Below are 19691 nucleotides of genomic sequence, written 5' to 3' on the forward strand. Positions count from 1 at the left end.
TTACCTCATTCATCTCTGCTTCTTCGCATCCTCCTGATGCCGGCGCAGGTCGATCAGTTGATCGCGCAGGTCAGCTGCCCGCTCAAAGTTGAGATCTGCCGCCGCGGATTCCATCTTCTTGCGGATATCCCGGATCCGCTCCTCCAGCTCCTCTGCGGACATATCCTCCGGTTCCTTGCAAAAAGCGGCGTCCTCTTTCGCCAGCTCCCTGGAGATGGCGATGACCTCCTGGACCTTCTTTCGGATGGTCTGTGGCGTAATCCCATGTTCCTCATTATAGGCCTGCTGCATAGCCCGTCTGCGGTTGGTCTCCTCAATGGCCAGCCGCATTGAGTCCGTGATGGTATCCGCATACATGATGACATGGCCCTCTGAATTACGGGCCGCGCGGCCAATGGTCTGAATCAGGGATGTCTCAGAGCGCAGGAAGCCCTCCTTGTCCGCGTCCAGGATAGCCACCAGAGTGATCTCCGGGATATCCAGTCCCTCGCGCAGGAGGTTGATGCCGACTAAGACATCGAAGACATCCTGCCGCAAGTCTCGAATGATCTGGGCCCGCTCTAAGGTGTCAATATCGGAGTGCAGGTATTTGACCCGTATTCCCAGCTCCAGCATATAGTCGGTCAGATCCTCTGCCATGCGCTTGGTCAGGGTCGTGACCAGAACCTTGTGTCCCTTCTTCGTCTCCCCGCGGATTTCTCCGATCAGGTCGTCAATCTGCCCCTCCACGGGGCGCACGAAAATCTCCGGATCCAGAAGGCCTGTGGGCCGGATCACCTGCTCCGTCCGCATCAGCTCGTGCTCCGCCTCATAGTCCCCGGGTGTCGCCGACACAAAGAGCATCTGGTCAATCTTATTCTCGAATTCCGCGAAGTTGAGAGGACGGTTGTCCAGAGCTGAGGGCAGGCGAAATCCGTAGTCTACCAGAGACCGCTTCCGGGCCTGGTCCCCATTGTACATTCCCCGGATCTGGGGCAGGGTGATATGGCTCTCATCAATAATCATCAGAAAGTCATCCCCAAAGTAATCGATCAGGCAGTAGGGGGGCTGGCCGGGCTTCTGCCCCGTCATATGGCGGGAGTAATTCTCAATCCCGGAGCAGAAGCCTGTCTCCCGCAGCATCTCAATGTCAAAATTGGTTCGCTCCGCAATCCGCTGAGCCTCCATGAGCTTATCATTCTGCTTGAAATAGCGGATCCGGCTATCCAGCTCCTCCTGGATGGTCTTGCAGGCCGCGTCAATCTTCTCCTGGGGCACAACATAGTGGCTGGCCGGGAAAATGGCCACATGCTCCATCTCGTGCCTGGCCTCCTGGGTCAGCACATCGATCTCAAGGATGCGGTCGATCTCGTCACCGAAGAACTCCAGCCGGTAGGCATAGTCGCTGGCCACAGCCGGAAAGATATCCAGGACATCTCCCCGGACGCGAAAGGTTCCCCGGGAGAAATCCAGGTCACTTCTCGTGTACTGCATATCGATCAGAGATTTAATGGCGTCATCCCGGTCAATCTCCATTCCCGGGCGGAAAGAGACCATCATGTTCTCGTAGTCCTCCGGCGATCCGATCCCGTAAATGCAGGACACCGACGCCACAATCACCACATCCCTACGCTCTGCCAGGGCCGCCGTCGCTGACAGGCGCAGCTTGTCAATCTCGTCATTGATCGCGGAATCCTTGGCAATATAGGTATCGCTCTGCGGCACATAGGCCTCGGGCTGGTAGTAGTCATAGTAGGAGACAAAATACTCGACGGCGTTCTCCGGGAAGAACTCCTTCATCTCTCCGTAGAGCTGGCCGGCCAGGGTCTTGTTGTGGCTGATAATCAAGGTGGGTTTGTTCAGCTTCTGGATGACGTTAGCCATGGTAAAGGTCTTGCCGGAGCCGGTAACCCCCTTCAGTGTGGCGAACTGGTCGCCCTCTCTGAAGCCCTTGACCAGAGCGTCAATGGCCTGAGGCTGGTCTCCGGTCGGCTTGTATTTGGAATGTAAGACAAAATGATCCATGATTCTCCTCAATCTCAGCTTCCGGACGCCTCTGTTCCAGATCCCTCTTTTCGAACATGTATTCTGGTTCGCATATTATAGCACGACTGCTCCCCCTGTCCAGTGCCCTGACAAATTTTGCCGCCTTTCTCCCATTTCCCGCCTTTTCGCATCTCCCGCGCTTTCACATTGCCCCGCCTTTTCGCATTTCCCCGCCTTTTCGCATTCTCTTGCCTTTTCGCATCCCCCCACAGCTGCATCAGGCCCCGCAATGGCTGAAAAAAGAGGAAGCCCCTCGGCCTCCCCTTTCTCTGTACTGTTCCTGTCTAAAATCAAAGATAAACGCCGCAGCAGTCATTCAGGTGTCACTTCCCCGCCACGGCAGTCACTCAGACTGTCACTTCCCCGCTCCATGACAATACTTGTACTTCTTCCCGGAGCCACAGGGGCAAGGATCGTTCGGATATACCTTGGCATGCTGGCGTACCCTGGGGCCAGAGGCGGATTCAGACAGATTGGTCCCGGTCTCCTGGGCCACCTCTTCGCGCTCAACAGGCCGCTCGATCCGAATGCGATAGAGCATCTGCACCGTATCCTCACGGATGGCCTGATTCATCTCATCCACCATGTCATAGGAGATTCTCTTGTACTCATCCACAGGGTTGCGCTGACCATATCCCTGCAGGCCGATTCCCTGGCGAAGCTGGTCCATATCGTCGATCTCCTGCATCCAGTGCTGATCAATGGCCCGCAGGAGTACAACGCGCTCGATCTCGCGGAAGTCATCCGGATTCTCGAATTCCGCCTCCTTCTTCTCGTAGAGCTCAACTGCCTGTTCTTTCAGACGCTCCTTGAGTTTATCGACCCTCTTGATGTCCGCCAGACTCTCCGCAGTCAAATTCTCCAGGGGAATCACCGGGGTCAGAACCCGCTTAAGCTCATGGATATCCCACTCCTCACGATCCAATTCGGGCGTGATGACCGTGTCGACCAGACTCTCAATATTCGTGTCAATCATGTCCAGGATATTGTCCCTCATATTCTCGCCGTCCAAAACGCGGCGGCGCTGCTCATAGATGACCTCGCGCTGCTCGTTCATGACCTGATCGTACTCCAGGAGATTCTTGCGGATGGAGAAGTTATTGGACTCGATCTTCTTCTGGGCGTTCTCTATGAGCGAGGAGAGCACCTTATCCTGAATAGGCTCATCCTCGGGAATCCGCAGAAACTCAAAGGCCCCCATCAGCCGTTCCGATCCAAAGAGACGAATCAGATCATCTTCCAGCGAGATGAAGAACTGGGACTCGCCGGGATCGCCCTGACGGCCGGAACGGCCCCGCAGCTGGTTGTCGATACGGCGGGACTCATGGCGCTCGGTACCGATAATCTTAAGACCCCCGGCAGCCCTGGCTCCCTCATCCAGCTTGATATCCGTACCACGGCCGGCCATATTGGTTGCAATGGTCACCGCCCCGTGCAGGCCTGCGTTGGCAACGATCTCCGCCTCCTTCTCATGGAATTTGGCGTTTAAGACATTGTGCGCAATTCCCTGGCGGGAAAGCATTTTCGAGAGGAGCTCCGAGACATCAATATTGATGGTGCCGATCAAAACAGGCTGCCCCTTCCCGTGCGCCTCCAGTGCCGATGCAACCACAGCCTTGTACTTCTCCTTCTTGGTCTTGTAGACCACGTCATTGCGATCTATCCGGATCATCGGCATATTGGTGGGCACTTCAACAACATCCATCCCGTAAATATCTCTGAACTCCTGCTCTTCCGTAAGGGCAGTACCGGTCATTCCGGCCTTCTTATCATATTTATTGAAGAAGTTCTGGAAGGTGATGGTGGCCAGAGTCTGGCTCTCCCTCTTGACCTTCACGTGCTCCTTGGCCTCAATGGCCTGGTGCAGGCCGTCAGAGAAACGGCGGCCGGGCATGATACGGCCGGTGAAGGAATCTACGATCAAGACCTCATTGTCCTTGACAACATAGTCCTGGTCACGGTGCATGAGCTGATGGGCGCGCAGGGCAAGGATCACATTGTGCTGGATCTCCAGATTCTCGGCATCCGCCAGATTGTCCAAATGGAAGAAGCTCTCGACCTTCCTGACGCCGTCCTGGGTCAGACTGACCACCTTGTCCTTCTCATTGACAATGAAATCCCCTGTCTCCTCAGGCATTTCTCCCATGAGAGCATCCATCTTGGAGAGCTCCGGCATATCGGCGCCGCGCTTCAACTGGTTGGCCAGCACATCACAGGCCTCATAGAGGCGGGTGGACTTGCCGGATTGGCCGGAGATGATCAGAGGAGTTCTGGCCTCATCGATCAGGACGGAGTCGACCTCGTCGATGATACAGTAGTGCAGGCCCCGCTGAACCATATCCTTCTCATAGACAACCATGTTGTCGCGCAGATAGTCGAATCCGAGCTCATTGTTCGTAATATAGGTAATATCGTTCTCATAGGCCTCGCGGCGGGAGTCCTTGTCCATATCATTGAGGACGCAGCCGCAGGTCAGCCCCATGAAGCGATGAACCTGCCCCATCTGATCCGCGTCACGCTTGGCCAGGTAATCATTGACTGTGACGATGTGAACTCCCTGGCCGGTCAGGGCATTCAGATAGGCCGGCATGGTCGCAACCAGCGTCTTACCTTCTCCGGTCTTCATCTCGGCGATACGGCCCTGGTGAAGAATAATCCCTCCGATTATCTGGACCTGGAAGGGCTTCATGCCAAGCACCCGGTAATCCGCCTCGCGCACGGCGGCATAAGCCTCCGGGAGCAGATCCTCCAGGCTCTCCCCGGTAGAATAGCGATCCTTGAATTCTCTCGTCTTCGCTGCCAGCTCCTCATCGGTCAGAGCCTGCATGGCCTCGTCATAGGACTCGACCTTTCTGACCAGAGACATAAGGCGCTTGACCTCACGCTGACTATGCGTTCCAAAAAATTTACTTGCTAAACCCATCTTATCTCCTGCGGCGGTAAAATGCGCCTCACGGGCATTTCATCGCTATAAACTAATAAAAAGTGAAAGCTGTTTTGGCTGCTCTTTCTGCTCCTGCGCTCCGCCTCATCTATTCCTTGATCCATCCTAAAGATCTCGCGCTGTCTTCAAGGAAGGCCGTGAGGTGAAATCAGGCTTCCTCTGCGCTAAGCGACATTTTAGCACGAACCAAAGATTGTTCACAAGTTTTCTGTCTTTATAATTGTCAGAATTTTCTCAATATTTATTGTTTTATATTCATAAACTATTCTGAATATTATTTATTTGCAGTTTTCTTCTTGACAAGGCCGATCTACCTGTGTATGATGAAGTCACAAAGAAACAAGAAGAGCCGATCGGATAACCAAACTTCTTACTTCTTGATTGACATTAAACTTTCATCAGATTGGAGGTACAGTCCGAAGGGTCACATACGAACTACCCTAACCGCCATCAGCCGGTATAAGTTGATAGGATCTTCCTGAACCATACACATCCGACTTTATGATAGAAGCTATTTCAGCTTAGGTTCCAGAGAGAGAACCAGAAGAGACAGAACGAAGTGATACGAGATGAGACATGTATGAAGTCGTCAGATGATCCGGGAGGAAAAGAGGCGCGAGCAGGGCTCGCTGTATTGTAACCGTTGACTGTTACCCGAAAGGGGGTAAAAGTCCGTTGGACAATTTAACAGACGTTAATTCGTAGGCGGGGATCCTGGTCGAAGAGAAAGGCCAAGGTCCTCGCTTTTTTGGGCTCTATGTCAAATGTTGGGGCGGGACCCTTAAGAGCCCATAGAGGACTTTCGGTTGAGCAGGATGATACTACCAGGAAATCATCTCATAGCCGTCCTCGGTGACAAGGACCTGATACTCCCACTGGGCGGACAGGGAACCGTCCAGCGTGTAGATCTCCCAGCCGTTCTTTTTGTCCGTATATACCTTACTGCTCCCGGCATTGATCATGGGTTCAATGGTAAACATAAGTCCCGGCGCCATAACCATCTCGCTTCCCCGCCTGGTCGTGAACCCGACCCAGGGATCCTCGTGAAAGCCATTGCCTACCCCGTGGCCCCCGATCTCCCGAACCACCTGATAGCCGCAGGAAGTCGCATAGTCGTTAACCGCCTGACCGACATCGCCCAGAAAGCCCCAGGGCTTGACCTGCTCCAGGCCCAGATCACAGGCCTTCTTGGTCGCCTCCACCAGCTTTCTGGCCTCCTCGGAAACCTGCCCGATCATGAACATGCGGGAAGAGTCGGCATATTTCCCATTTAAAATGGAAGTGCAGTCCACATTGATGATATCCCCCTCCTTGAGAATCACATTCTCAGAGGGGAAGCCGTGGCAGACCTGATCGTTGACCGAGGTACAGACACTGTACGGAAAGCCCTCATAGTTGAGCGGGGCACAGACAGCGCCATAGCTGGCCGTCTTCTCCGCAACGATGCGGTCAATGTCCGAAGTGGGCATCCCCTCACAGATCTTCTCTGCCACCTCATCTAAAACGGCCCGGTTGACCTTGGCGGCCTCCCGAATCATGACAATGTCCTCCTGCGTCTTGATCAGATCACGGCGGGGGACAATGTGCCCCTGACTGGCCAGGTGATCCAGCTTCTGGTCAAACGCCATATGGCACTGCTTGTACTTGCGCCCGCTCCCGCACCAGCAGGGATCATTTCTTCCAACTTTCATCTTCCGCTTCTTTCTATACACAGAATTGGTTCTGCACAAAAATTCTTGAACAGGATCCGGAACTTGTCCTTCCTTTGGAATCCACTGCAATTCTGCTCTCTGATTCCTGATCTGTCAACTCAAGAGGAGCATTTCATCTTCATCCTATCTCAAGAGGGGCATGCTGTCTTTATCTCATCTCAAAAAGGGAGCATTTCGTCTTCAACTTATATCAAAAGGGGCACTTCGTCTTCAACTTATATCAAAAGGGGCACTTCATCTTCCGGGAGAAGACAGACCCTCTTTTGTCAGACTAACAGACCGACCACTATCAGCGCATCTGCGTCAAGCGCAAGATTACGATTGATAGTGGCCGGCCTGCCAGTCAATTCTTCTTAATTGAAATAGATGTTCCTGTTAAAATCTAGTGCCCTGTCTCAGACGCCCAGACGGCGAATCGCGGTGATGGAGCCGAAATACTTATTATAAGGGCGGCCATAGCGGATTCCGCACTGCTCATTCTGAGCCTCAACGACAACTCCGTTGCCGGCATAAATCGCCACATGGCCAGGGTAACAGATGATATCTCCCGGCTGCATATCCCTCTCGGCCACCGGCTTACCCACATTTACCAGGCTCGCTGAGGTATAACCGTGTTTGTCTGCCTGCGCCTGACTGAGTAGGCCGAAATGCGCCATCACCTGGCCGACAAAGCCGGAGCAGTCCGCTCCATTGGTCAATGACGCTCCTCCCCAGACATACCTGCGTCCCACAAACTGGCAGGCATAAGCGACGATAGCGTTCCCGCCTGAATAGCGCTCTGTTGTCGTATTGCTGCTATTATTCCTGTTCGTGGAGGTATTCTTATTGGTAGTATTCTTTGAAGGTGTGGTGTTCCCTCCATTGTTCGAGTTCTTCCTGGAAGTATTTCCACCATTGTTGTTGGAATTGTCCTGACTGTTATTCGCCTGTCTGGTCTGGTTAGTGCGATTCTGGCTCTGAATCTGCGCAAGTCTCGCGGCAGCCTCCCGCTCCTGCTTCTGGCGCTCCAGTTCCGCCTGTTTTGCAGCTAAGGCCTTGGCCTCCTCCAGCTGGGCGGACAAATTGCTCGCCTCCCCCTGCTTGGAAGAAATCATGGTGTTGAGATTGGTCTGCGTCGTCTTCAGCTCTCCCTGACGAGCGCTCAACTCAGCCTTCTCGGATTCCAGGGACCCCTTGAGGGCAGTCACCTCTTCTACGGTCGCCTTGTAAGAACCCAGAAGATTTCGATCATAAGTGTAAAGCTGATTGGAGTACTCCACGCGGCTGACCAGTTCGGCCAGGCTGCCAGATTCCGCCATGATGGCCAGGAGGGAATTATTATCCCCTGTCTCATACATGCTCTTCATACGGGCCTTCATATCCCGATACTGCTGATCCGCAGCGGCCTGCCCGTCCTTAATGCTCTGCTCCGTGCTGGCGATCTCCTGCTGTTTGTCTGAGATCTGCGTCTGCAGATCCTCCAGCTGCTTGACCACCTGCACCAGATTACTGTCCAAAGAGGCGAGCTCACTCTGAACCTGTGCCTGCTGAGCCTCAATGTCGCTGATCTCCGCCGCTTCTACCTGGGGATAGGAAGCAGGCATCATCACAAGGGCTGATGTCAAAACAAGCGAAAAGGTAATTCCCTTGGCTGCCAGCTGAAAAGTACGTCTGCGCATTCTGAAAACTCCTTAATCCTCAATCCTCGCACAACTGCATGCGAATCTCTTTGGTAATAATGTCCGTGTAACTGAAACTCAGAAGCTGAGCCGGTTTCCTCTCTTCTCTGTCATCCACCAAAATCGTGAAGACACTTGGATAGGCCTCCTGAATCACGCCTTCCTGAACATCGATCTTGTTCCTTCCGCGATCGAGTTGAAGACGAACTCTGCTGCCGCAGCTCTGGGCAACGGAAGCCCGTACCTTATCGAAGTCTGAAGTTTCCATCTATTATCCTTCCTGGTGTCGGATCCACGCGATAGACGCCAGAGTCAAGAGCTCCAGATAAGGCGGATCACATTTTGGTCTATGATAACATCTCATCTGTATTTTGTCAAAGTTCTGTAACATTTACTTGATTTTGATACGGTAGCATTTCCCTGATCTTCGGCCCGGCTTGCCTATCCCGTGTCATGATCCGCAGCCCGGCTTGCCTATTCCGTGCCATTTCCCTGATCTTCGACCCGGTTATTTATCTGTAACATTTGCTTCGTCTTCTTCCCTAAAATACTCCAAAGCAGCTTGGCCCGCCGGAAGAATTTTATCCCCTTCATATGATATGATAGGGTCATCATGTGAATTGATCTTTCAAAGGAGACCGCAATGATCCGAGGCATCATCACCCTTCTTTTTGTCATCCTCTTTCTGCTTGTAACCAGCCCTCTGCTTCTCGCGCTCTGGCTCTGGCACAAGGCATCTCCCGACTCAGCCTGGCGCGTCAGCCACAGGATCTTATCCTGGGCTGTGACTATGATCCAGCGGCTGGTGGGCGTCAGACTGGTCATCCGCGGTCTGGAGAATATTCCCCGGGACAGGGCTCTTATCTATATGGGCAACCACCGGAGCTTCTTCGATGTCCTCTGTACTCTTCCCCTGCTGCCCGGTCCCACTTCTTATATCGGGAAAAAGGAATTCTCCAGGATCCCCCTTCTGTCCACCTGGATGTCCTGTCTTGATGTCCTCTTTTTGGACCGTAAAAATACCCGTGAGGGCCTGAAAATGGTCCTGGAAGCCATTGATATGCTCGGGCGCGGACACTCCATTTTCATCTACCCCGAGGGCAGCCGGTCCAAGACCGATTCCATGCTACCCTTCCACGGGGGCAGCTTTAAGATTGCCGGCAAATCAGGCGCCCCCATCATACCGGTTGCCATCAGCAACAGCTCCAGAGCTCTGGAGGATCAATTCCCCCGCCTGCCCTGGACGCGCAAATCCACTTTGATCCTGACCTTCGGCCCCGCCATTGAAACCGCGGATCTGGACCGCCAGGCCATCCGCCGGCTCCCCGATCAGGTTCGCTCCTGTCTGGCAGGAATGCTTCTGGAAAACGGAGAAGTCTGGCAGCACGAGGCCTCTGCCCGGGAACTGAGAGAATTTGCCGCAGGCAAGGCCTCCCCCTCCAACCCCGGCGTCAGTCTGCAGGACGCGTGGCTTTCCGCTCCGCCTCAGCCTCTTCCTCGTTGACCTTTTTGGCCGCCTGGATGGCCTCGTTGAGGGAGAGCATCTTGGCATCCAGCATAGAGACGAAATCCGCGCACTCCCTCAGATCTCTGCTGATATAAGCCGGGGCCTTGCCTTCGAACTTGTAATAGATCTTATGCTCCAAAGAGGCCCAGAAATCCATAGCTATGGTGCGGATCTGGATCTCCACCTTGGTGTCCACCACCCGATCTGACAGGAAAATAGGCACAGAAACCAACAGGTGATAAGACTTATAGCCGGATTCTTTGGGCTTGGAAATATAGTCCTTGACCTGGAGAATCCGCAGGTCATTCTGTCTCTGAATCGACTCAACAATTCGATAGATATCAGAGGTAAAGGAGCACACGATACGGATTCCCGAGATGTCATTGCAGTACTGGACCATGTTATGAATGGTCGGCTCATAGCCGTATCTCTTTAATTTGGCCACAATACTCTCAGGGGACTTGATTCTTGACTTCACATACTCAATGGGATTGTAGCGGTGCACATGCTGAAATTCATCGATCAGGATCTCAACCTTGGTATTGATCTCCTTGAGCGCCGCATTGTACAGGAGCATCATCGTATTCCAGCTGTCCGGCCCCTCGCCGATCGCTTCAAGAGCTTCCATCTTCCACCTCCCGGCCTGGTACTCACTCCTTCTATTTTACCATAGATCTTCTTCAAGCACTTGAATCTCCAGGAAGTCAAAGGAGAGCTCTTCCATGAAAGAGTCCTGCCCGAAACGCGTTTTCGCGTGCCGCCTGAACTCGCGAATATTCTGATCCAGCCAGATGGGCCTGGGAAGATCAAGGGCATAGCAGGCCTCTTCGATCGCTCCATAAATCTTCCTGGTCCGGCTTTGATTACTCTTGTCTTCCACCGTGTAATCAGCGATATTTCTGCCCGAGGCAATCTCCCGAAAGTCAATCCTCATCTTATCCTCGCCTTCTCTGTCTTGCCGCCTCATACATGAGGATTCCGGCCGCCATCGCCGCATTTAAAGACTCCAATCGTCCCCCCATGGGGATACGGATTCTGACATCCGCAAGGGCCGCCGTCGCTTCCCTCAGTCCGCTTCCCTCATTGCCGATCAAGAATCCGCAGGCTGTCCGGCAGTCCGCCTGATCATAATCACATTTGGCCTGCAGGTCAGCCGCGTAGAGACAAATGCCTGCCTCCCTGGCCCTCTTAAGACAGGAGGGCAAATCCTCTGTGATCAGCCAGGGAACCCGATAGAGGGAACCCATGGTAGACCGAATCACCTTGGGGGAGAAGAGATCCACCGTATCTCTGCTCATCAGAATGCCCGTTGCTCCCGCTCCTTCTGCCGTGCGAAAGATCGTCCCCAGATTTCCGGGATCCTGAATGTTTTCTAAAATCATGAGAAGGGTCTTGTGTCCGCCCAGAAGCTCCTCCCACTGATAGGCGGGCTGTCGAACCACTGCCAGGATTCCCTGGGGTGTCACGGTATCGGACATGTACTCCATCACAGGGTCCGAGACTTCCAGCGGACCTGTTTGTCCGCCCTGCGTTTTTCTGTTTTGATTTCGGCCCGCTTCCAGGCTGTCCAGGAAATCCCGATAGACCCTGTCCTCTCCGTGCTCTGCGAGAAAGCGCTCTGAGACATAGATCTCTCTGACCAGCTCCGCCGGGGTCTCGCAGACCATGCGAAGCCCCTCCGCCACAAAGAGTCCCTCCTTGCGGCGAATCCTGCTCTTCTTCTGCAATTGGCAAACCTGTCTGACATGTTCATTGGATGTACTTGAGATCATTGTTCACCTTTTCCCTTTGAAAAAACCGACAGCTCTACGACAGGGATCTATTCCTGCCTCCTGTCCCGCTTCCAATGAGTCTGCAGCAGGTCCGCTTCTACGGCCAGGACCCTTCCATAAGAAAATAGAGGGAGCAGCCGCCTGCCTCCTCTATCTCTTTGGTCCCGCTTCTTACTGCCTGTTCTCTCTTGGTCCATCAATTGGACAGGACGCGGCAAATCTCCACCTGATACTTGTCCAAGTCCTTATTCATCGCCAGGGCCTCGTCAATATCAAAGTCCTGGAACTCGCCATGATTATAGCCCACAACCCGGTTTGTTCTACCCTCACAGAGGAGATCCACTGCCATAGCTCCCATGGTGGAGGCGTAGACGCGGTCTTTAGCCGTGGGAGACCCCCCCCGCTGCATGTGACCCAGGATGGTTGCTCTGGTTTCGATTCCGGTCGCGGCCTCAATTCTCTTGGCCATGGACATGGAGTGTCCGATGCCCTCCGCGTTGACAATAATGTGATGCTGCTTGCCTCTGCGGCGATCCGCGATAATATGGTCCACAATGGACTGCTCATCATAATTATAGATCTCCGGGAGGAGAACATCCTCAGCGCCGTTGGCGATACCGCACCAGAGGGCAATGTAGCCAGCCCCCCGTCCCATCACCTCAATGATGGAGCACCTCTCATGCGATGTCGATGTATCGCGCACCTTATCGATCGCCTCCATGGCGGTATTCACTGCCGTGTCGAAGCCGATGGTGTACTCGGTACATGAGATATCCAGGTCAATGGTTCCGGGCAGGCCGATGGTGTTGATCCCGTGGGCGGCAAGCTTCTGCGCCCCCTTGAAGGATCCGTCGCCTCCGATGACAACCAGGCCGTCAATCCCATGCTTCTTGCAGATATCGGCAGCCTTCTTCTGATATTCTTCCTGGGCAAACTCCAGGCAACGGGCCGTCTGAAGGATCGTCCCACCTTTGCCGATAATATCAGAGACACTGTGGGCGTTCATCTCCACAATCTCCTCGTTGAGCAGGCCCGCATAACCCCGATGAATTCCCTTGACCTGCCGGCCGGCTGCCAGCGCCTTTCGAACAACGGCGCGAATGGCTGCATTCATTCCGGGCGCATCGCCTCCGCTGGTCAACACGCCAATGCATTTAATCTCTTTCACCATGGACTCTTCCTCCAGTTTCTACATATCGGGCTCATTTTACCGCCCATCCTCTTTCTTTTCAATAGAGAAGAAGAGTCAGGGTCCTATGAGGCGCTCTCTGATCATCTTTTCTCTTTCCCCTCACGCTCTTCTGCTAGGGCCGATCCGGGCGATATCCCTGCCGCTTTCTGCCGAATAAATATTTGCCGCTGACAAGTCTGACATTGTCCTGTCCGAACAGCTGACCAAGAGAGACCAGGGACTCCGAATCTGTCCCCATCTGCCAGTCCGCCGGCATACGGCGGATCGCCCTGTCTGCTCTGCGATAAATGATCAAATCGGCGGATCCGGCCACGGCCTGACGCTCCCGCGAAATCTGACAGAGCTTCTTCAGCGCGTCCGCTTTCTCATCGTACTCACCCTGATCCCGGATCTGGATCCATATCTCCCGGGGCACCTGGTCAAATAAAACCAGATCCTCAACCAGAACCTTGGCATCCCTGTCGATCTCCACACCTGCTCTGCCATAGACCAAGACCTTGGCGTCCAGCTCCAGAAAATCCCGAACTCTCTCGAAGGCCTTCGGGAAGACGACAAGCTCGACCGTCCCGTAGAGGTCCTCCAGGTTGAGGATCGCCATGGGCTGGTTGTTGCGGGTGAAGCGAACATTCTTGGAAGTGATCATCCCCGCTAAAACCACCTGCTTCTTGTCCTGGATCGGAGCCTGTCCCTTCTCCTGATCCAGCCGAAATTCCAGTGTATTATCGCTCGTATTCTTTCGGATCAAATCCAGATCGTCTTCCAGGGGGTGTCCCGAGACATAGATCCCCAGAACTTCCTTCTCGAAGGCCAACAGCTGCTGCCTGTCAAACTCCTCCACATCCGGCATCTTAAAGGCGAAATCCTCTCTGCCCTCTTCCCCGGCGATATCAAAGAGACTCATCTGTCCGGCCATGGAGTGCTTCTTCTCAGAGCTAACCTGATCCATAATCGTCGGAAAGATATAGGTCATCTGCCTGCGATTTCCATCCAGGGAGTCACAGGCTCCCGCCTTGATCAGGTTCTCGACAGACCGCTTATTGACCGCCTTGTCGGACACCCGGGTCAGGAAATCCTCGAGGGTCTTGAAAGGCCCGCGGGCATTTCTCTCCGCGACAATGGCGTCGATGACCGGATGTCCGACGCTCTTGATCGCATACATTCCGTAGCGAACCCCCTTGTCATCCGCCACAAAGCGCCCATCCCCGGAGTTGATATCGGGGGGCAGAACCTCAATCCCGATCTCCCTGCAATGGGCAATATACTGAGATACCTTGTCCGACTGGTTAATAAAGGTCGTCATCAGGGCTGCCATGAACTCCCTGGGATAGTAGTGTTTGAGATAGGCTGTCTGGTAGGTAATCACCGCGTAACAGGCCGCATGGGACTTGTTAAACGCATAGTTGGCGAAATCCATCATCTCATCGTAGATCTTACTGGCAACTGCTTCGGAAATTCCATTGGCAAGACAGCCGGCCACACCCTCTTCCCTGTTCCCGAAGATGAAGTTATGGCGCTCCCTCTCCATCTCATCCGCGTGCTTTTTGGACATGGCGCGGCGAACCAGATCCGCTCTGCCCAGGGAATAACCGGCCAGCTGCTGGACGATCTGCATCACCTGCTCCTGATAGACAATACAGCCATAGGTCGACTCCAGGATCGGCTTGAGCTGGGGACAGTCGTAGACGATGGCGTCCGCATTCTTCTTGCCCTTGATATAGCGGGGAATAAAATCCATGGGGCCGGGCCGGTAGAGGGCGATTCCCGCGATAATGTCATCCAGATTGGCGGGCTTGAGCTCCTTCATGAAGGACTTCATGCCGGCGGACTCCAGCTGAAACACCCCCTCACACTGGCCCCTGCCGATCATGGCGTAGACCTCGGGATCGTCATAGGGGATCCGGTTAATATCCAGGTCAAGCCCGGGATGATTGGCCCTGGCGTCCCGAACGGCATCTGCAATGACATTTAAGGTGCGAAGCCCCAGAAAATCCATCTTGAGCAGGCCAAGCTCCTCCACCTCAATCATATTGAACTGGGTGACGACATTTCCGTCGGTTCCTCTGGCCAGGGGCACATACTCATCCATTGCCTTGGCCGCGATTACCACACCGGCGGCGTGGGTAGAGGAATTGCGGGGGAGGCCCTCCAGCTTCCGGGCCATATCAATCAGATTATGGACCTCCTCGTCCTCATCGTAGGACTTCTTCAGCTCCGGATTGGCCTTCAGCGCCTTGTCAATCGTGATCTTCAGCTCCTGCGGAACAGACTTGGCCACCGTATCCACCAGGCCATAGGGGAGATCCAGGACACGCCCCACATCTCGAATGGCATTTCTAGGCGCCAGCGTTCCAAATGTGATGATCTGTGTGACCGCGTCTTCCCCGTATTTCTCAGTGACATAGCGGATGACGTCGCCCCGGTGCTCATAGTCGAAATCCACATCGATATCCGGCATGGTGACTCGCTCCGGATTTAAAAAGCGCTCGAAAATAAGCTGAAAGCGGATGGGGTCAATATCCGTGATCCCGGTCGTATAGGCCACCAGAGAACCGGCGGCGGACCCGCGGCCGGGGCCGACGGTACAGCCGTGGGTCCTGGCGTAATTGATGTAGTCCCAGACGATCAGGAAGTAATCCACATAGCCCATCTTTTGGATGACGCCCAGCTCGTAGCTTAACTGGGGCTTCAGGGCGTCCGCCCCATCCCCATAGCGCCGGTCTAACCCCTCATAGCAGAGTTTGTTGAGATAGGTCCAGGCGTCATAGCCCCGGGGCACCGCGTAGTGAGGCATCTTGGTCACGCCAAACTCTATGGTCACCTGGCAGCGGTCGGCAATCTTCTGGGTGTTCTCGATGGCCTCCGGGGCGAAGGGGAAGAGCTTGCGCATCTCTTCCTCACTTTTGACATAGTATTGACCGCCCTCATAGCGCATGCGGTCTGTGTCCGTGATCTTCTTGCCTGTCTGAATGCAGAGCAGGACATCGTGAGCTTCCCAGTCCTCAGCCATGGTATAGTGGCAGTCATTGGTCGCCACCAAAGGAATCCCGGTCTCCCCCGAGAGGCGGATCAATTCCTGAACCACGCGTCCGTCGACGGCCTGTCCGTGATCCTGCAATTCCAGATAGTAGTTGCCATGGCCGAAGGTATTCTCGTGCCAGAGGGCCGCCTCCTTCGCCGCCTCATACTGACCTCTCTGCAGATACTTCTGCACCTGTCCCGCCAGGCAGGCGGAGGTGCAGATAATACCCTCGTGATAGCGCTCTAAGATCTCCCGGTCAACGCGGGGTTTATAGTAGTAGCCGTCCACGAATCCCGCGGATACGATCTTGATCAGGTTGGCGTAGCCACGGTTGTTCTCGGCGATCAGAATCAGATGGTAGTAGCGATCCTCTCCCGCCGACCCGGAATTTCTGTCAAAGCGGGAGCCGGTCGCGACATAGACCTCACATCCGATCAGGGGCTTGATTCCCTGCGCCTGGCACTCCTTATAAAATTCAATCACGCCGTACATGACACCGTGGTCGGTGATCGCCGCGGCATTCATTCCCAGTTCCCTGACCCGGCTCACATAATCGCGGATCTTATTTGATCCGTCCAGGAGGCTGAACTGGGTGTGGCTGTGAAGATGGACAAAGGACATTTACAACTCCTCTCACTCTACCTCGACAATCCGTGGAGAGCTGCCGCGAACCAAAAGCTCCAGCCCCGCGTAAGCCGCGATCAGTCCGCCAAACAGGCAGACAAAATAACTGACCGGATTATCCGCGGAGATAACAAGTCCGGGGATGAAGGCGCTCGTGGCGTTAAATGCCATATGCAGAAGAATCACCAGCGTCAGATTCTGTGACTTCTCCTTGACATAACCCAGAGCCAGCCCAAGGAGAAAGGCCATGGTCCCCTGCAGCATATTCATGTGGAAGAAACCAAAGAGCAGGGCCTGGAGAATGTTTGCCATCCAGAATCCACCGACGCGGCGGGCATAACTCATGGTCAGACCTCGAAAGCAGAGTTCCTCGCAGACAGGGCCCAGACAGACGGCATAGAGGATCATGGGAAGGGAGGTCTGAATGTCATCCAGTCCCGACGAGCGCAGGATCCCCTGATATTCAGCCATCCACTGGGGAACCAGGGCTGCCAGAGTGTTCATGATATAAGTGGACAGGTACTGAGCTCCCAGGATAAAAAGCAGGATCCCCGGGATCAGCATCCAGGACCAGTGCTTGTACTGACGGACCAGACATCTGTAATCCCTGGCCGGCTTCTGTGTCTGGAGGAACTCCCTGCGATACCATATGCCGAACCAGATCACGCAGATAAAAGCGTAGACAAGAAGGGTCAGGCTGGTAAAAGCCTGCCCCTGCATCCGCTCAAAAGAGGAGCGGATGAAATCGGCATAGGAGCCTCCCTCGAAGTGAATGGCCTGATCCACCACCAGGATCTGACTGGCAAAAACCGCCACCAGGTTCTGGACCAGGGCCGCCGCCAGAAAGGGCAGAAGGATATTCCAGCCGGTATTCCGACGGGGCCGGCGTGTGTCTTTGGGTGATAGATTTCGATTGTTATCGGGCATGCTTTTGTCCTCATTGTTCAGCTCATTCACCAACCTATTCTAGCATAGTGTCCCCCTCTTCTGCAGTGTGCCCTCCGATTTATTCCGGTCGCAGCCCGCTGATTGATTCCGTTCGCAGACAGCAAAATCATGCCGCGCACGACAGACAGCAACTCTATGCGACGTACAGCAAACGATACTGTCTGCGGCAAAAATGGAATATGCAGAAAATCTATGCGGCGTACAGCAAACGATGCTGCACAAAAAAGACCGCGGCCAGGGGAATCTCTCGCCTGACCGCAGTCTTCCTGCTTATCGCCTCATCGGGCCTGCGCAAGTCTTCTGATCTGCGCAGCTCTTTAGAACTTTCCGTCCTTAGCGGCCTCCTCGACAGAAACAGCTACGGCAACCGTTGCCCCGACCATGGGGTTATTCCCCATACCGATCAGGCCCATCATCTCAACATGGGCAGGGACAGAGGAAGAACCCGCAAACTGTGCATCCGAGTGCATGCGGCCCATGGTATCGGTCATACCGTAAGAAGCCGGGCCTGCGGCCATGTTATCGGGATGCAGGGTACGGCCGGTGCCGCCGCCGGACGCAACTGAGAAGTACTTCTTGCCCATCTCATTGCACTCCTTCTTATAGGTGCCTGCGACGGGATGCTGGAAGCGGGTGGGGTTCGTGGAATTGCCGGTGATGGATACGCCGACATTCTCCTGATGCATAATCGCAACGCCCTCCTGGACATCGTCGGCTCCGTAGCACTTGACGGACGCGCGTATCCCCTTGGAGTAGGGAGTCTCACTGATGATGTTCAGCTTGGCACTGTGATAGTCGTACTGTGTCTCTACAAAGGTGAATCCATTGATCCGGGAAATGATCTGGGCGGCGTCCTTGCCCAGTCCGTTTAAGATCACGCGCAGGGGCTTCTGGCGAACCTTGTTGGCCTTGCTTGCAATGCCGATCGCCCCCTCGGCTGCGGCAAAGGACTCGTGTCCTGCCAAAAAGCAGAAGCACTCTGTCTCCTCCTCCAGGAGCATTTTACCAAGATTTCCATGGCCAAGTCCTACCTTGCGGTGGTCTGCGACCGAGCCCGGAATACAGAAAGCCTGCAGTCCCTCTCCGATTGCGGCGGCTGCATCGGCAGCCCTGCGGCAGCCCTTCTTGATCGCGATGGCCGCGCCGACCGTATAAGCCCACTTGGCATTCTCGAAGCAGATATTCTGAATTCCCTCTACCATATGATAGACATCGAGGCCGGCGTCCTCTGTGATCTTCTTAGCCTCCTCAATGTCCTTGATCCCATAGCTGTTTAACACGGAAGTGATCTTCTCGATTCTTCCCTCATAATTCTCAAATAATGCCATGATTATCGTCTCCTTCCTCTCGAATGATCACTCTTTACGGGGATCGATGAACTTAACAGCGTCATCGATGCGGCCATACTGGCCCCTGGCCTTCTCCCATGCTGTGTTGGGATCGTCACCCTTCTTAATAAAGTCTGTCATCTTACCGAGTGAGACGTATTTGTAACCGATTACCTGATTGTCCTCATCTAAAGCCAGGTCCGTGACATAGCCCTCTGTCATCTCCAGATAGCGGACTCCCTTGGAATTGGTCGCGTACATGGTTCCAACCTGAGAACGAAGGCCCTTGCCCAGGTCCTCAAGGCCGGCGCCGACAGCGAGTCCGTCATCAGAAAAGGCGGACTGAGAGCGCCCATAGACAATCTGAAGGAAGAGCTCGCGCATTGCGGTATTGATTGCATCACATACAAGGTCGGTATTGAGGGCCTCGAGAATGGTCTTGCCCTGGAGGATCTCCGCTGCCATCGCGGCGGAATGGGTCATTCCCGAACATCCGATCGTCTCGATCAGGGCCTCCTCAATGATGCCGTTCTTGATGTTCAAAGAGAGCTTGCAGGCGCCCTGCTGCGGCGCGCACCAGCCAACGCCATGGGTGAATCCTGAGATATCGCCAATCTGCTTGGCATGAACCCACTTTCCCTCCTCGGGGATGGGAGCCGGTTCATGCTTTGCGCCCTTGGCGATCGGGCACATATTCTGTACTTCTGTTGTGTAGATCATCGTTGAACTCCTTTCATAGATGCAACAATACACTGCGGTACTCCCACATACCGCGCATATCGTTAATATCTTCACACATCTGAGGAGCTTCGTCTAGCACTTCTTTTCCCACGCGGACTCTGCGCCCACGCAGGCTCTCATACAGATCCATGCCCTAAAAGCAATTCTTTCGCCTTCCGCCTCTCCGAAAACCCCCGCAAATTCCATTTCATGGCCTCCCGGGGCAGACGCCTGAGTTCCTC

14 protein-coding genes are annotated in these 19691 nt (G+C 54.3%); 1 reads left to right on the plus strand and 13 read right to left on the minus strand.

From position 1 onward, the window contains the following. Window positions 1-9 precede the first annotated feature (9 nt). The 5 genes from uvrB to HMPREF1508_RS07550 all read right to left on the minus strand — a co-directional run bounded on the left by uvrB (window position 10) and on the right by HMPREF1508_RS07550 (window position 8607). Window positions 10-2004: an excinuclease ABC subunit UvrB gene (uvrB, locus tag HMPREF1508_RS07525; protein ID WP_044960933.1), complete on the minus strand. Its 1995-nt coding sequence runs from the start codon at window positions 2002-2004 to the stop codon at window positions 10-12. 376 nt (window positions 2005-2380) lie between these two features. Next, window positions 2381-4948, minus strand: coding sequence for a preprotein translocase subunit SecA (secA, locus tag HMPREF1508_RS07535; protein ID WP_044960937.1), 2568 nt, complete (start codon window positions 4946-4948; stop codon window positions 2381-2383). 842 nt (window positions 4949-5790) lie between these two features. After that, entirely contained in the window at window positions 5791-6660 is an 870-nt protein-coding gene (locus HMPREF1508_RS07540) for a methionyl aminopeptidase (protein ID WP_044960939.1), read from the minus strand. A gap of 416 nt (window positions 6661-7076) precedes the next feature. Then, on the minus strand, window positions 7077-8339 hold the full coding sequence (locus HMPREF1508_RS07545; protein WP_044960940.1) for a coiled-coil domain-containing protein: 1263 nt from the start codon (window positions 8337-8339) through the stop codon (window positions 7077-7079). A gap of 19 nt (window positions 8340-8358) precedes the next feature. Continuing rightward, complete coding sequence (locus HMPREF1508_RS07550; RefSeq protein WP_006906734.1) at window positions 8359-8607, minus strand: Veg family protein; 249 nt, start codon at window positions 8605-8607, stop codon at window positions 8359-8361. 375 nt (window positions 8608-8982) lie between these two features. Here HMPREF1508_RS07550 and HMPREF1508_RS07560 point away from each other — a divergent pair, with 375 nt between their 5' ends. Then, window positions 8983-9843, plus strand: coding sequence for a lysophospholipid acyltransferase family protein (locus HMPREF1508_RS07560; protein ID WP_049906936.1), 861 nt, complete (start codon window positions 8983-8985; stop codon window positions 9841-9843). On the opposite strand, the gene HMPREF1508_RS07565 is transcribed toward HMPREF1508_RS07560, so the two are convergent. The 8 genes from HMPREF1508_RS07565 to HMPREF1508_RS07600 form a co-directional block, all read right to left on the minus strand. Then, window positions 9791-10474: a GTP pyrophosphokinase gene (locus HMPREF1508_RS07565; protein WP_044960942.1), complete on the minus strand. Its 684-nt coding sequence runs from the start codon at window positions 10472-10474 to the stop codon at window positions 9791-9793. The genes HMPREF1508_RS07560 and HMPREF1508_RS07565 overlap by 53 nt on opposite strands. Before the next feature lie 36 nt (window positions 10475-10510). Then, entirely contained in the window at window positions 10511-10780 is a 270-nt protein-coding gene (locus HMPREF1508_RS07570; protein ID WP_044960943.1) for a hypothetical protein, read from the minus strand. Window position 10781: 1 nt separating this feature from the next. After that, on the minus strand, window positions 10782-11618 hold the full coding sequence (locus HMPREF1508_RS07575) for a TrmH family RNA methyltransferase (RefSeq protein WP_044960945.1): 837 nt from the start codon (window positions 11616-11618) through the stop codon (window positions 10782-10784). A gap of 196 nt (window positions 11619-11814) precedes the next feature. Then, a complete protein-coding gene (gene pfkA, locus HMPREF1508_RS07580; RefSeq protein ID WP_006906741.1) occupies window positions 11815-12789 on the minus strand; it encodes a 6-phosphofructokinase in 975 nt (324 codons plus the stop codon). Window positions 12790-12922: 133 nt separating this feature from the next. Beyond that, the gene (locus HMPREF1508_RS07585; RefSeq protein ID WP_044960947.1) at window positions 12923-16450 is read right to left on the minus strand and encodes a DNA polymerase III subunit alpha; all 3528 of its coding nucleotides are present in this window, start codon (window positions 16448-16450) and stop codon (window positions 12923-12925) included. A gap of 12 nt (window positions 16451-16462) precedes the next feature. Then, a complete protein-coding gene (locus HMPREF1508_RS07590) occupies window positions 16463-17380 on the minus strand; it encodes a CPBP family intramembrane glutamic endopeptidase (RefSeq protein ID WP_156923206.1) in 918 nt (305 codons plus the stop codon). A 338-nt stretch (window positions 17381-17718) separates the two neighbouring features. Next, window positions 17719-18729: a GGGtGRT protein gene (locus HMPREF1508_RS07595; protein WP_044960949.1), complete on the minus strand. Its 1011-nt coding sequence runs from the start codon at window positions 18727-18729 to the stop codon at window positions 17719-17721. Window positions 18730-18756: 27 nt separating this feature from the next. Beyond that, window positions 18757-19449 carry an iron-sulfur cluster assembly scaffold protein gene (locus HMPREF1508_RS07600; protein ID WP_006906745.1) on the minus strand — a complete coding sequence of 231 codons (693 nt, stop codon included), beginning with the start codon at window positions 19447-19449 and terminating at the stop codon, window positions 18757-18759. Window positions 19450-19691: the final 242 nt, after the last annotated feature.

The organism is Shuttleworthella sp. MSX8B (assembly GCF_000524295.1).
GTDB lineage: Bacteria > Bacillota > Clostridia > Lachnospirales > Lachnospiraceae > Shuttleworthia > Shuttleworthia satelles.

Bases quoted from the DNA above. Each gene is read 5' to 3' on its own strand.
- HMPREF1508_RS07550 (WP_006906734.1), bottom strand. From the start codon at position 8,607: ATGGAAACTTCAGACTTCGATAAGGTACGGGCTTCCGTTGCCCAGAGC.
- HMPREF1508_RS07560 (WP_049906936.1), top strand. From the start codon at position 8,983: ATGATCCGAGGCATCATCACCCTTCTTTTTGTCATCCTCTTTCTGCTT.
- HMPREF1508_RS07575 (WP_044960945.1), bottom strand. From the start codon at position 11,618: ATGATCTCAAGTACATCCAATGAACATGTCAGACAGGTTTGCCAATTG.
- HMPREF1508_RS07595 (WP_044960949.1), bottom strand. From the start codon at position 18,729: ATGGCATTATTTGAGAATTATGAGGGAAGAATCGAGAAGATCACTTCC.
- HMPREF1508_RS07565 (WP_044960942.1), bottom strand. From the start codon at position 10,474: ATGGAAGCTCTTGAAGCGATCGGCGAGGGGCCGGACAGCTGGAATACG.
- HMPREF1508_RS07585 (WP_044960947.1), bottom strand. From the start codon at position 16,450: ATGTCCTTTGTCCATCTTCACAGCCACACCCAGTTCAGCCTCCTGGAC.
- uvrB (WP_044960933.1), bottom strand. From the start codon at position 2,004: ATGGATCATTTTGTCTTACATTCCAAATACAAGCCGACCGGAGACCAG.
- HMPREF1508_RS07590 (WP_156923206.1), bottom strand. From the start codon at position 17,380: ATGCCCGATAACAATCGAAATCTATCACCCAAAGACACACGCCGGCCC.
- HMPREF1508_RS07545 (WP_044960940.1), bottom strand. From the start codon at position 8,339: ATGCGCAGACGTACTTTTCAGCTGGCAGCCAAGGGAATTACCTTTTCG.
- secA (WP_044960937.1), bottom strand. From the start codon at position 4,948: ATGGGTTTAGCAAGTAAATTTTTTGGAACGCATAGTCAGCGTGAGGTC.
- pfkA (WP_006906741.1), bottom strand. From the start codon at position 12,789: ATGGTGAAAGAGATTAAATGCATTGGCGTGTTGACCAGCGGAGGCGAT.
- HMPREF1508_RS07570 (WP_044960943.1), bottom strand. From the start codon at position 10,780: ATGAGGATTGACTTTCGGGAGATTGCCTCGGGCAGAAATATCGCTGAT.
- HMPREF1508_RS07540 (WP_044960939.1), bottom strand. From the start codon at position 6,660: ATGAAAGTTGGAAGAAATGATCCCTGCTGGTGCGGGAGCGGGCGCAAG.
- HMPREF1508_RS07600 (WP_006906745.1), bottom strand. From the start codon at position 19,449: ATGATCTACACAACAGAAGTACAGAATATGTGCCCGATCGCCAAGGGC.